Annotated in this window: 13 protein-coding genes and 1 pseudogene; all 14 read right to left on the bottom strand. The window is 47.0% G+C overall.

What is annotated here, in order from left to right:
* Nucleotides 1–38 precede the first annotated feature (38 nt).
* The gene (gene pylSc, locus ACYQ2N_RS18090; RefSeq protein ID WP_460000815.1) at nt 39–875 is read right to left on the bottom strand and encodes a pyrrolysine--tRNA(Pyl) ligase large subunit; all 837 of its coding nucleotides are present in this window, start codon (nt 873–875) and stop codon (nt 39–41) included.
* Between the two features lie 111 nt (nt 876–986).
* Nucleotides 987–1,301, bottom strand: a complete 315-nt coding sequence (locus tag ACYQ2N_RS18085) for a DUF6951 family protein (protein WP_460000814.1) — start codon at nt 1,299–1,301, stop codon at nt 987–989.
* A 63-nt stretch (nt 1,302–1,364) separates the two neighbouring features.
* Nucleotides 1,365–1,505, bottom strand: a complete 141-nt coding sequence (locus ACYQ2N_RS18080; RefSeq protein ID WP_460000813.1) for a hypothetical protein — start codon at nt 1,503–1,505, stop codon at nt 1,365–1,367.
* Nucleotides 1,502–3,340 carry an ASKHA domain-containing protein gene (locus tag ACYQ2N_RS18075; RefSeq protein WP_460000812.1) on the bottom strand — a complete coding sequence of 613 codons (1,839 nt, stop codon included), beginning with the start codon at nt 3,338–3,340 and terminating at the stop codon, nt 1,502–1,504. The genes ACYQ2N_RS18080 and ACYQ2N_RS18075 overlap by 4 nt, the downstream gene beginning before the upstream one ends.
* Nucleotides 3,341–3,372: 32 nt before the next feature.
* Nucleotides 3,373–3,702 (bottom strand): DUF1638 domain-containing protein, encoded by a 330-nt coding sequence (locus ACYQ2N_RS18070; protein WP_460000811.1) that lies wholly within the window; start codon nt 3,700–3,702, stop codon nt 3,373–3,375.
* Between the two features lie 520 nt (nt 3,703–4,222).
* On the bottom strand, nt 4,223–4,420 hold the full coding sequence (locus ACYQ2N_RS18065) for a hydantoinase/oxoprolinase family protein (protein WP_460000810.1): 198 nt from the start codon (nt 4,418–4,420) through the stop codon (nt 4,223–4,225).
* 244 nt (nt 4,421–4,664) lie between these two features.
* Nucleotides 4,665–5,465: a methyltetrahydrofolate cobalamin methyltransferase gene (locus ACYQ2N_RS18060; RefSeq protein WP_460000809.1), complete on the bottom strand. Its 801-nt coding sequence runs from the start codon at nt 5,463–5,465 to the stop codon at nt 4,665–4,667.
* A 186-nt stretch (nt 5,466–5,651) separates the two neighbouring features.
* Complete coding sequence (gene pylSn / locus ACYQ2N_RS18055; protein ID WP_460000808.1) at nt 5,652–5,981, bottom strand: pyrrolysine--tRNA(Pyl) ligase small subunit; 330 nt, start codon at nt 5,979–5,981, stop codon at nt 5,652–5,654.
* A 106-nt stretch (nt 5,982–6,087) separates the two neighbouring features.
* Nucleotides 6,088–7,251, bottom strand: coding sequence for a 3-methylornithine--L-lysine ligase PylC (pylC, locus tag ACYQ2N_RS18050; protein ID WP_460000807.1), 1,164 nt, complete (start codon nt 7,249–7,251; stop codon nt 6,088–6,090).
* A complete protein-coding gene (pylB, locus tag ACYQ2N_RS18045) occupies nt 7,248–8,366 on the bottom strand; it encodes a methylornithine synthase PylB (RefSeq protein ID WP_460000806.1) in 1,119 nt (372 codons plus the stop codon). Before pylB ends, pylC begins: the two co-directional genes overlap by 4 nt.
* 40 nt (nt 8,367–8,406) lie before the next feature.
* Nucleotides 8,407–9,051, bottom strand: coding sequence for a methyltransferase cognate corrinoid protein (locus ACYQ2N_RS18040; protein WP_460000805.1), 645 nt, complete (start codon nt 9,049–9,051; stop codon nt 8,407–8,409).
* A gap of 12 nt (nt 9,052–9,063) precedes the next feature.
* Nucleotides 9,064–10,452, bottom strand: a pseudogene (gene mtbB / locus ACYQ2N_RS18035) ([dimethylamine--corrinoid protein] Co-methyltransferase).
* Nucleotides 10,453–10,777: 325 nt separating this feature from the next.
* Nucleotides 10,778–11,764, bottom strand: a complete 987-nt coding sequence (locus tag ACYQ2N_RS18030) for an EamA family transporter (protein WP_460000804.1) — start codon at nt 11,762–11,764, stop codon at nt 10,778–10,780.
* Between the two features lie 214 nt (nt 11,765–11,978).
* Complete coding sequence (gabT, locus tag ACYQ2N_RS18025) at nt 11,979–13,322, bottom strand: 4-aminobutyrate--2-oxoglutarate transaminase (RefSeq protein WP_460000803.1); 1,344 nt, start codon at nt 13,320–13,322, stop codon at nt 11,979–11,981.
* Nucleotides 13,323–13,480: the final 158 nt, after the last annotated feature.

Here is a 13,480-nt window from a genome sequence, read left to right as displayed (position 1 = left end):
TACTTTCACAGTGGCAGATCATTCATTTCGTGAACACCCTAAATATTAAGGCGTGATCCGTCAAGATAGGAAAGGCTACGCCCGACTCGGCGAATGGTTCGATGCCCTTGTAGCGCCATGGCTAGGCGCTCCACCCCAAAACCAATCCCTACCCAAGGGTCAACTATTCCCCACGCTGGATCGAGTTTATGGGGTCCATAGGCTCCGGACCCTAGCTCCAAATCTCCTGCTACCACATCAATCGTAGTATCATATACTTCAGATGCGTCAGTCTCTAACTTATAATTCTTTAATCCAATGGTGTCCATCATAATCGCAGCCAATTCGCGTAGGCGCGCAGTTTGCTCTCCCTCAGGCGTCCCCAACTCTACCAGATTCAACATGGTAAATTCATTCAAATGGTTGGCACCTTGGGACTCTTTGCGGAAACAGGGTCCCACCTCAAAGATTCTCACAGGTTTGCCCCATAGCCTATTCAGATCATGCATCAAGTAATAAAGATTGGGGGCCAGCATCGGCCTTAGGCATTTGTTGTCATCTACCCAAAACACCTGTTTGGAAAGGGGGTGGTCTTGGGTAATCGTCATCTTTTCCAGCATACCTTTCGCCAACATGATCGGCGTCACCACCTGAACAAACCCTTCCGCGTTAAGCCTGTTTACCATCTTGCTTTCTAACTGGCATACCAGAGGACGAAAACCGCTGTTTTTTAATTCCAGCAGGTGTTGTTTATTCTTTTGAACCAATTCTCTTTCAATTTTTTGAAAAGCCTGATCGCGTTCGGATGAGCTAGTAAATGTCTGATCAAATAAAGCAGGCTCTCCGTTTAACTCTATTAACTTCTGTTTTTGCGTAACTGTCCAGGTTACACTCATCAATTGGCCCTCCAGGACTTTTAGTTTCAAGCGCACCATTCTTTAATTCTTTAATTATTTTAATAATTCGTTAATTAACTTTAAAGTCCTGCTAAATTCAAAACTCTAATTCTACTTTTTAATTTCCATAGAAACAGTTTGGCCCAGAGCTAATCCGGCAGCAACTTCAATCGTTTTTAAGATCCCTGAAACTCCGGGACAACTGGGATGTTTGCTATATTTACTGAAAACTTCGTAGACTTTGCCCTGATGGAGCTTTTGAAAGACCTCCTGATAAGCGTCAACTTCCTGTAACTCGGCAGCAATCTTTTGATATGACGGGCAGGTGCTGGTGATATTAAGTTTTACCTTGCTCCCCTCTACCTGCTCTGCCACTACCTTCACCTCAAACCCACAAATCCCACATTTAATTTCTCCTGTTGCCATCTCACTCAATCTCCCTCATTTTTTTATTTTTATCACGATAGCAATTGCTTATCGAACCATTCTCTAATTACCGATAGCGGCTGTTTTGGCAGGTTGTGCGCCCGCTGCAGTAATCATAATCTCTTTCTTAACGCCGCCATAACCCATAGCCCTGAAGATTTCTTCAGGTTTTAATTCGAGAGCTTCCCATGTCAAAACGGTCATCCTGATGCCTCCTCCCTTTCCACCTTAAACCCGAGGGCATTCATGAAGTACTCCTGGAAATCCTGACGCGTTGAAAGCTCAACGTGTGTAACCCTTCTGGCCAACTCGCCAGCTTCCTGCCGCAATTCCGCTGACAGTAAAGCCAATTTGGCACCCGCTCCGGCAGCGTTGCCCACAGATACAATCTTTTCCGGAGCTACAGGCGGCAGCAGACCAAGCGCAAGCGCACTTTCTTTATCAATATAACTGCCAAAGGCCCCTGCCAACAATACCTGATCAAGCTCTTCCCAACTTAAGCCAGCCTCTTTTAACAAAATCTCAATACCGGCGTACACAGCGGCTTTTGCCAACTGCAGTTCCCTGACATCCTTTTGCGTGATAACTACAGGCTCTGACCCAGAATCAGAAGCTAAAACAAAGTGGTTCCCATAGACTGAATTGCGGTCTAATCTCATTCGCAGTGCCTGCGGTAAGTGATCAGCCTGATCCCGGCCCAACATTCTACCGCTTTCATCCACTATTCCTGCCTTTACTAATTCACTCACGATATCCATTAAGCCGGAACCACAAATGCCTTTGGCCGGAGCATTGCCGATAATACTTAAATGAACGTCATCATCTATTTTAACCTTTTCAATGGCCCCATTTGCTGCCCGCATCCGAAATTGGATCTGTGCCCCTTCAAAAGCCGGCCCTGCGGCTGTTGAACACGTTAAAAGCTTGTCGGAAGCTGCTAAGACAATTTCGCCATTCGTGCCGATATCAATCGCAAGACACGCTCCCTCCTGCTTATGAATTCCTGTTGAAAGGATTACCCCCAAAGTGTCTGCGCCCACATATCCGGCAATGTTCGGCAGCATATAAACAGGGGCATGCGCGAATATTTCCAAGCCCACATCCTTGGCTTCTGTGCGCACCAAATGAGCGGACACCGGAATGAACGGGGATGAGGCCAGATAAGTTGGATCTAACCCCAAGAATAAATGACTCATAGTAGTATTTCCAACAACAGCCACTTGGAAGATTTCCTCTCGAGAAATCTCCGCTGCCTGTGTCAGCTTTGCCAGCAAACGGTTAATCACTCCGATTACCCGCTTATTTAGGTGCTCCAGACCCCTGCTGTCATTCATCACATGCTCAATCCGGGCAATCACGTCTGCACCGAAGATGTTTTGTGTATTCGTCGCCGAAGCTGTAGCCAGTGTCTCCCCTGTGTTTAGATTAATCAGGGTTGCTACAACCGTGGTAGTCCCGATGTCGACAGCCAAGCCGCTAAGCCTCTTAGAAGTATTGCCTGCCTCTACCTTTAACACTTCACCATTAGCCACGATTGCAGTAATCTTAAAATCCTCTTGGCGCAAACTTTCGTGCAAAGCACGCAGGACATCAATCCTGATGTTCAGGTTATCTAACCGACCTAACCTTTCTGACCCACTCAACCGGCCCAACCTGTTTAACCCGCGCACAAGGCGGGTGGCATCAGGACTCTGATCTTCCAAAGAGGGCTTTTCCAACTCAAGATAAACTTTCTCGATTCCGGGATTAATTTCAAAATCGAGGTTACTCTGGGTCAACTCGCTTTTACGGTGCAGAGAAACCTCCAATTGCGGAATCTCTACTACCAGATTATGACTAACAACCGTACGGCAGGCAAGCACAAACTCCTCCTTGTTTTCCTTCAGGAGCTTAACCCAGCACTTGCCGCATGTTCCCTTGCCGCCGCACGGGCCTTCAAGTTCTATTCCTGCTTCTATCGCTGCTTCCATTAATGTTAGTCCCGCCTTAACTGCAACTTCAGCATTAGCGGGAAAAAAAGTAACTTTAAAAGTATCCATAATATCTCACCTTCCTATTTTCCCACTCCTACTTATAAAAAGTTTAGTTGCAAAACGATTTTTCCCGGCGGCGTGACAACAAATTCTTCATCCCACTCGCCACAAAACATCTTTTCCAAAAGACGTAAGGATCCCTGGCGTTCCGCATGGGGAACCTTAATAAAATCTGCGACACGTTTGGAGTAAGCAACGCAGCTCTCCATCTTCTCCACTCCGGTATCGATAAAAACCACCCGTTGGTAGTTGGCATACTGAGAATTTATCAGCCATTCATAGGGTAATAATTCCAGTTCCATATCGACAGGCAAGACCTTTTGAATCTCATCAGCCATTGTGCTACAAGCAATAATTTTAGCATGCATTTGTTAGTCCCCCCCAATAAGGTCGACCTATGGCTGACAAAGTAAAGCGTGTTCAATGAATATAGTTCCCTGCGGTGTATCAACATTAACTTCTTCTTTTTCTATCACTACTTCCGGTGCTCTTGCTGCATGAATTATGAAGCCCCCTTTGGAGCCTGGTCTAAAGCAGAAACTCTTTTTGCTCTAATTTCATGCGTTTGGCAAGAATCTGTGCGCATTCTGTGGCAGCCTTAATATCCCAAGCCGTAAACCGTTCGAGGGCGTGCAAAGTATCCGTTGGAGTAAAAGAGATCCGTCCCACAACTTGGTTGGCGGTTTAAGTAAAAACCAGCAATCCACCGATTGTCCGTTTAAAATCTCGCTATTTGGACTGATCTGCAACTTAGCATCTGATGACACCTCTATATAACTGTCACCACCAAGCCCGAAAGTACTGATTGCCACTGCCTCGACCCTAGTCCTCCATCCTCCAACAACCGCTCCCTCCCGTTTTAACCTTGGTCTACCATCCTCTAAAACGCTATATCATTAGTTGTCCAACCATATCAAGGACTAGAGCATGTTCCGTTCCTGTCAAAAATGCGGCACCCACAATACTTGCCGCCGGTCCGGAAAGAATAGTTTCAATTGGCTTTTCCCGGGCAATTTCTACCGGATCAAGAAGCACCCCATCCGTATAAGTTCCACCGGTGTCAATCCCTAAGGTAAGTCTGTTCACTTCATACCTCAACTCCCTCAGTGAGCACTCTAACCCCTTCTTTTTCTAACCACACCTAAATGTCTGGCCTTGAGTGCTTAAACATACGTTAATACTCTAGCAAGCGTTCAAACACTCAAGGCCCGAATCCCACATATTCTCAACCGAATAGTCCCTTAGTCTAAAACTCTACCTCAAATTTTACTCCAAATTTCGAGCTTTTCCCATACATAGTTACAATTTATACAATCTGCAAACTTACATATTATTTATCGTATAAACCTTTCTTGTGGGCATTGAGATAATTCATACAGTACGGGTCTTTACCCAAGAGTGTTGCCGAAGCCTGAGCATAACCCATCATTGTGGTATCGAGGGGATTAAGAATATAGCTGTCCATACCCATCGTCATAGTCTGTACCATAAACAACTGGTTCAAGATCTTGCGGTTTGGCAGGCCGAAGGAAACATTACTCAGACCGCAGACTTTATGAACATTGGGAAACTCTTCTGTGATTAGCCTCACCGTATCCAGAACTTCTAAACCAGCTTTATCACCGGTACTTACAGGCTTTACAAGAGGATCAAAATAAATGTCGTCTTCCGTAATTCCAGCCGCTGTCAATTGCTGATGCAGCTTACGCGCCACCTGCATCCGATCTCCAGCTGTTTCAGGCATTCCAGAATCATCCATGCACAGCGCTACTACCTTGGTTTTATATTTTAAGACCAAGGGCATAATTTCGTTATAACGCTCAGCTTCCCCGGTGATGGAATTGATCAGGGGCTGGCCATAGCGAGCAAGTGCCAGCCCTGCCTCAATAGCTTTGGGGTTTGGGCTGTCAATGCAAAGTGGAGCCTGTACAGCTTCCTGTACCGTATTAACCAGCCACTCCATCGTCTCCACTTCATCAAACACCATCGTACCACAGTTAACGTCAACATAATTGGTCCCGACTTTCACCTGATCTGTGGCAATTTTTTTAATGTAGTCTGCATCCCTGTTTTCTACTGCTTCATTAATTGCTTTTCTGCTCGTATTAATCAGTTCTCCGATGATTAACATTCCTACTCCTCCTTGTCTTGCTTTTCTTAATTGGCTCCATCCCCTCGGCCATCGCCTTTCTGACATCATTACTTACGGAATACATTGTCCTCGGCTTTAAACCTTACTCCGACTACATTCATATTAGCGATAAGTCTGTCATCGATGATTTGCGACGGCCCGACACCCTGGTTAATCATCTCCTGATTATTTTTGGGTAAGCGCTGACCCGTAATGCTGCGCAAAGAAAGTAGAATTGAATTTTGACAGCTTCCACGCCGGTATCTTGCATGCCGGACAACTTCCGGCTGTCCACTTGTTGCGTATCCAGCGGGCGGCGCGGCTGTTTTTAGAGTTGCGGGTTAAGATTACCTTGTTGCAGTGAGTTGTAATCTCGGCATAGCCGCCCTTTTCCGAAATCGATTTAATCCCGTGCAGAACGCCGGTGCGGGAAGGCCAAAGCTTAATCTTCTGTAACAGGAGGAAGAAATCCACTCTTTTGCGGTAAAACCTTCTGGCACTGTCACTCTTGCTCATACGTTAGCCCCCCTTGAAATACAAACGCACGAATCTCGACTTGAGTATCGCTATCTTAAGCTTGAAACATTAGTATCCTGATAAAATTTCGTTAGGTAAACGGGACTTAATTATCCGGAGAAGAATCCAGATAAAATGAAAGGTTGTAATGGCTCCGGATATTTTCAATGACATCACAACGCTTGGCCCAAGCTTCACCGTTGGTGGGGGCAGTTATGATGAGAGTAGCCACGAAAGCAGTGTGGTCCGTCCGGAAATTGGATATAGCCTCATCTGCACCAAAAAAGTCGCGAAAATAAGTGAGCGGCCCTGCGTTGGCCATGATGTGTTCCCCCAGAGTCTCGATACTTTCATCCCCTACGCGAAGGTGTTCATACACCACTGCCTGAGACGGAACAATCTCGGATATTTGAGGCGCTGTTCCTTGTGCAAATACCTGGAACAGGTTTTCAATCATGTTGACCCCGCTCGACTTGTAGACAGCGGTCGGGGTTTGACTCGGCAGGCGCGCATCAATTTCTAAGACCTTCAGAGTCCCATGGTGATTTATTACTTCCACATCCATGATGCCATTGAGGTTAATTAAGCGGGCAATCTCCACCGCTATCTCCCGGAACTCACTCTCTATAGAATCACTCAGTTCGGTTGGGGCAGAAACTCGTTTGCAGTCATAACTCCTGTCCATGCCTAAATCAGTGGTTTGCAAAGCCACCACTTGCCCATTGGCACCAATTACCTCGATCGAATACGAGAGCCCTTCCAAATACTCCTGAATCACCCAGTTGCCACGGTCACCGTTTAACTTTCCGAGAAATTCGGTTAAATCTCTGGCATTATAGAACTTGCGCACTCCGTGACTGCCACTGGCAAAAGAGGGTTTAGCAATCACCGGGAGCGTACAATCAGGCCAATATGCCGGTGCCGGAATTCCATGACCATGGAGCAACTCGTCCGACCTTTGCTTAGACGAAGAAAAAGTATAGGCAGAATGATCAAAAGCCAGCGGCACTTGGCCTGAACGCGCAATTTGCGCCAACATCTCTAAAACCGCTTGATCCTCGATCGCCGGGATGATTAGGTCCGTTTTACTGACGATTTCAGCAACCCTTTCCGGGTCGGCCGAAATCTCCACCTGATAAAACTCATCACACATACCTGTAGCAGGAGCGTATGCATTCTTGTCAATCAGGACAACCTCCCAGCCCGCTTGATGAGCCAGATATGTGGCCTCAACCCCTTGCAGTTTCCCGCCAATTACCGCTACCTTCATCTTAAACCACCGAATTCCCCTACTAAGCTTACCAAACCTAAACTCGCTCTTTCCTTATCCACCCAAGCCTTATACTCTTCCGCCGTGGCGGCTTCCAGATTCATCCTTTCCAAAATCGGCAGAATCCCCTGTACTGTGCGGTGCCCTTCATCGATGCCTTTGGTGCTTTGGGCCACGCCCGCCAGCCCCAACTGCGGCGGAATTAAGGAAGTGATAACATTTGCTCCCGCATTAATGCGCGCTTGCGCACCCTCTATCCCGTCTACATCGAGAGACGCCGGAATTAACCGTTCAGGAAACAACAGACGCATAATCGCGATGATTTTTAATTCTTTCATCCGGTCGGGGGTAGGCCAGGTACTCATGGAACTACCCTCTTGCGGTACAAAACTCATCACCCGCACCTGATGGGCTCCAAGCTCACGCATTTCTTCCAGGGAATCCGCGATATCTGCCAAACTCTCCCCCACACCGGCCAAGATCCCCTCTTCAATCAGCAAACCGTGCCCCACAGCATGCTTCTTGCTGAGATAGCGGCGGTCATAACTCTGTTTCAGGCGCAGGCTCTTAAACAACTGTCTGTTATGGGTCTCCTGGTAGCAGGCATACCAATCTGCACCTGCTTGAGCGAATTCCTCCAGTCCCCTATGGGAAACAACCCCCGGCGAAATCATGACCGGCAAGCTGGTTTGCCTCTTTACTGCTTGCACCAGCTTAGCCAAGGAGTGAATTCCATCCCCATTATGATGATAAAAAGGATCTTCACCCAGCGTGAGGTCAATCAGGTGCACTCCGGATTCAGCCAAACGTGCAGCCGCTTCTACTATTTCCTGGTCTGTTTTGCGATAGCGGTGGGGTAGACCGTTTGATTTACGGAAATAGCAAAAGGCACAGTCATTGCGACACCAGGTAGAAAAGTATATAAATCCGTACAGGAAAAGTTTATTGTTAAAATGTCTGGCCCTCATTTCCCTGGCTGTATGGAAAAGGGCGGCCAGCTCCTCGTCTGTGTTTAAACTTAGAAGGAAGATTATCTCAGGTTTAGATAAGATCTCCCCCTTGGCCGCCTTTACCAAAATATGCTCAAGATTTAGAGTGCGCGTGATGTCGTTCATGTTGCCCACCTTCCAGAAGTCCCCTTACAGACTTAATTAATTATCTGCCTAACAGAGCTAAAGCCTTAGTTACTGCCTCAGCTGCGTCTTCAGCATAAGCATCGGCACCGATCCTGTCAGCCCATCTCTGGGTAGCCGGTGCACCCCCGACCATGGTCTTGAACTTGTCGCGCAAACCATTCTTACGCAGTTCGTCTTCCAGTTTCTTTTGACCCATGAGAGTGGTGGTAAGCAAAGCGCTGGTTCCGATTATATTGGCCTCAACCTCCAGAGCTTTTTCGATGATTTTAACAGTAGGCACATCCCGTCCCAGATCATAAACCTCGATGCCCTGAGTCTTTAAAAGCGAGACTACGATACCTTTGCCGATATCATGCACATCTCCCTCAACCGTAGCGATTACCATCTTAGCTTTTGCTTGCGGCGTGCCGCCCTGAATTGCCGCATCAAGGATGGCCACAGCCGATTTCATAACCTCGGACGAAAGAATCAATTGGGGCAGAAACACTTCCCCCCTGCCGAAAAGGTCTCCCATCTGACGAATACCATAGCTAAAACCTTCACTAAGCACTTGCACCGGGTCAAAGCCTTGGGCAACGGCACGCTCAGCAACTGCCACCGCCCGTGCCTGGTCGCACTGTAAAATCGTTTCTCTGGCCTCGGCAATAATATCTTCTATACTCAAGTTCAGCCCTCCCTACATTCCGGTTTTCCGTTTGAAGTTCTCCACTGCTTTAATCTTCATGTCTAAAACTCTGGCAATATTGAATTTGGCTTCCATTCCGATAGAAGCGCCGACCCGTGCTTGGACATGCCCAATGTCAAGCTGTTCCCTGACCTCTTTCATTACGGCTTCGTCACACAGGTCAAAAGTGGAAACTCCCACTTTAGCGGCTACATACTCTTTTGCGTCCTTGATTTTCATGCCCTTGGTCATTTGCATACGTGCTACCAGATCTCCGGCAGTACGAATTCCGCCCATGCCCGCGGCCATCTCGTGAGTAATAGCCATACCAAAAGGATCGCCATGACCAATCTACAACCCGTCCGCCTTTCCGATCTCGACCAGCGCTTTGTCCGCCCTTGACACAGCATCAACCGGCGGGGTATTGGTTACCGGAATAGCTCCCACTCCCATGCCCACATTTACATGCACCGGAATGCTGGCGGCCTCCGTACAGGCCTTGACAAAAGTTACCGCCCGCGCGATATTCCAGGCAAAGGTCATGCTGCTGTTGGTGTTTATGACTGCTCCGAAGATATTGGCTCCGGCCTTTTCGGCCATTTTCACTTGTTGATGCGGATAAAGCCCGGCTAAGCGGGTGCCATCATAATAAAGCTCGCCGTGCATGCCGAGAACGAATTCCCCAGCCATACCGAATTCGATCGCAATATCCGGATATTTTTCTTTCAGGATTTGAGCGGCTTGTAAGGTAGCGAGCACATCGGCATCACCAGATGCTCCCACGGTGTCAAAGTTGATGCCGTCCGCCCCGGACTCATACATTCTACTGGCGACATAGACCATATCCTTGACAGCGTGTTCCACAGCCTCTTCCTGAGCGGCTTTAGCTTCCGCAATCTTGGCCAAAGGCAGAAGTTCAGACCAGTTATCAATTGGCCCGTCCGGTTTGGTGTATAAGCCCAAGTTCGGCATGGCCCCATAAAATACCGGGATAATCGTGTTAAGCTGGATATGCTCCATCGCCTGACATTCTTCATGGATAATCGCTTTCAGCTGTTTGTAGCTGTAATCCACATGACCCAGTTCCATTGTATCTGAGCAAAATGCCCGCTCGTGGGTAAGAATGGCAGTCGACCTGTCCATCGGGATTCCGGCACGTACCGGTAATTTTAAAGTTCCAGCATCAAAACTGACAACAACTTCATCGCCTCGCTCAACTGTCACGGCTTTTTCAGGCATCGTGCAAATTTCAAAGAGACGGTCAAGCTCTGCTTCAGTAAGCGCAGGTATCTTCCCGCGGTCCGCAGCATCACGGGTCCCCTCTTCCAAGTCAAAACGAATGTCCTCTTTGCTCATTCTGGTTGGAGATCCGTCACCGTAGCGAGTGAAAATATCACTCATCCTTTAATTCCCCCCTCGTTATTAGTAGATTAGACAGACTGTATTTATTAGTTTTAATTATCATCCCCCTTTTAGTAAGACAATTTTGATTAGTAGCAATAAACATGCCATCAAAAAACAGGCCCCGAAAAAGGCCTGTTTAAGCGCGTTTGGCGTTTATTAAGTTCATACTTAATCATGCTTGGGATGAAAAAAATCATCCCAAGCTTTAAGTAATTTTAAGAATTATCAGAAATGCCTCTGATAATGATTTTCTTAGCCTAATGAAAAATTTCATTAGTATCTAATGAAATTTTTCATTGTTTTCGTTGGAGGCCTTGCCTCATCAGGTCGAATTCTGAGTTGATCTCAATGTAGAACTCGCGCTTCGCGCAGGTGCCGACATCTGAACCAGTACCACTCCGCCAATAATGATTAAGGCCGATACAATCATACTCATAGAAACCGGCTCACCGACAGTTCCCCCTAAAAACAAAGCCACCACCGGGTTAACATAAGCATACGTTCCCGCCTTCGTGGCCGGCCATTTTTGTAATACATAGAGATACGAACCGTACCCCACAATTGAGCCAAATACTATTAGATAAAGTGTAACTAATATTCCCGTGGCCGTAAAATGCAGTTTGGGCAGTTCCCCCAATCCGATTCCAATTAAAGCCAGCATTACACCTCCGGCTAACATCTGAATGCTCAAATTAGCCAGAGTCGAGCCACCGGAGTCAATCCTTTGGATGTATACCGAACCAATGGCCCAAATAAAAGATGCCAGTAGCAGAAGGACAGCTCCCCAAATATTGACCGAAGCTGCGTTCTCGCCGGAAAACACCAATAGCGCCATGCCGCCAAAACCCAATAATAACCCTAGCCAAGCCTTAACACTAGGTTTACTGCCGCCAGGGATCAAAAATTCAATAATTGCGATAAACAACGGCCCAGTAGCAACTATGAGAGAGGTAACCCCGGAGTGAACCCACTGGGCGGTCCATACCACTAAACCTATGCCCCCCTGAAATAGTAAACCAACTAATGCTTGCTGCCACATTCCCTTGATCCCTACCGGAAAAGCCTCTTTCCTAGCCATAGTGTAAAAAAGCAGAATCCCTCCGGCAATTATAAACCTAATTCCGGAAAATAATTCCGGTGGTAACTCGCTTACCCCGATCCTGTTCACTAAATAGGTTGAACCCCATATGATTGAGACTGCCAAATAGGCTATTATCACCTTGGCCTCACTACCGGAGCCCGTGTTTACGACTCCGTTCATTTTTACGGCTCCACCCGTTTCTCCCTCGGCATCATTATCTGATTCCATGGCGCTAAGCCCCTCCTCTTTGTCTATCTAACTCCACGCTCATCATAATGTAAAAAGAGAAACATGAAAAGACTTTTTTCCTGTTCCTCGATGGATGATTTTATCCACTGGCGGTAGAGAAAAGGAACGGCCCAAACTAAATTGGACCGTTCGTATAAAAAATAGGAGGAGGTATTACAACACTTTATGACATCCGCAGATGCCTAAGCGCTATTTAACCGATACTTTTTTGAACCTTGGCAAAGGCGTTATCAAGAATGTTCAAAGCTTGTTCCAACTGCTCATCTGTGATTACCAGCGGCATGAGCATGCGGACAACATTGCCGAACACGCCAGCGGAGATAATAATTAAGCCCTGTTCTAGACATTCTTGTACAATCCTGCCGGTTTCTTCTTTCGCAGGTTCTTTCGTCTGACGGTCTTTGACAAGCTCAATCCCAATCATAGCACCCAGACCGCGAATATCTCCGATCAGAGAGTATTTCTCTTGCATATCCTTTAAGCGATCCATCACGACGTTGCCGATCTTTTCAGCTTTGTGCGGAAGTTGTTCCTGCTTGATATAATCGATGGTAGCCAGAGCGGCTGCACAGGAAAGCGGATTACCGGCGAAAGTCCCTCCCAGCTGACCAGGTCCAGGTGCATCCATAATCTCCGCTTTACCGACAACAGCACTTAAAGGAAGCCCGGCAGCAATAGACTTAGCCATAGTCATAATGTCCGGAACTACCCCGAACTGTTCCGAAGCAAACATTTTCCCGGTACGGCCAAAGCCTGTTTGTACTTCATCTACGATCAGAAGGATTCCGTGCTGATCGGCAATTTTCTTAAGTCCGGGGAGGAATTCTTTCGGCGGAACAATGAACCCGCCTTCTCCTTGAACAGGCTCGATAATCATGGCCGCAATGGACTCAGGAGCCACTTCAGCTGCGAAGAAGCGATCGAACTGTTCCAAGCATTGCATACCACAGCCCGGATAGCTGGAACGGTAATAGCAGCGATAGCAATAGGCAGAAGGCATCTTGTACACATCGGGAACAAACGGTCCGAAGCCGTGCTTATACGGTTTAACTTTACTGGTCAAAGCCATGGCCATATTGGTACGGCCGTGGAAAGCCATTTCAAAAGCAATAATTCCGGTTCTCTTGGTATAAGCGCGTGCGATCTTAACCGCATTTTCAACTGCTTCAGCACCGCTATTCACAAGAGCAGTCTTTTTCTCGAAATCACCAGGGGTAATTTCAGTGAGTTTCTGAGCTAAATCCACGAAACTATCATACATTGTAACCATAAAGCATGTATGCAGCAGTTTCTCAGCCTGATCTTGAATCGCTTTTACCACAGGTTGCGGGCAGTGTCCGGCATTGATAACCCCAATCCCGCCATAAAAATCAATGAAGGTATTCCCGTCAACATCTGTCATTAAAGCCCCTTCAGCCTTGTCAATAAACAGCGGGGTTCCGTTGGAAATACCTTTGGCAACATACTTCTGCTTCTTCTCCAGTAATTCTTGTGAATTCGGCCCGGGAATTTGCGTTCTCAACGTCAACTTAGCCATCCTCCTCTTTCTTTAACAACTTGCGTTTTAGACTTCGATAATATACGGAAATATCGTGACCTCTTTCCAATACATTAATTCTGTAGCAATTTTTATGCCAAAATGCATAACAGGGCAGAACCCTTGTCTTCTCAGACAATTCACTCTATTCCCAAGAA

This window comes from Paradesulfitobacterium aromaticivorans, assembly GCF_054657415.1.
Note: the sequence above shows the minus strand (reverse complement) of the source record. Positions and strands in the feature narration are given on the sequence as shown.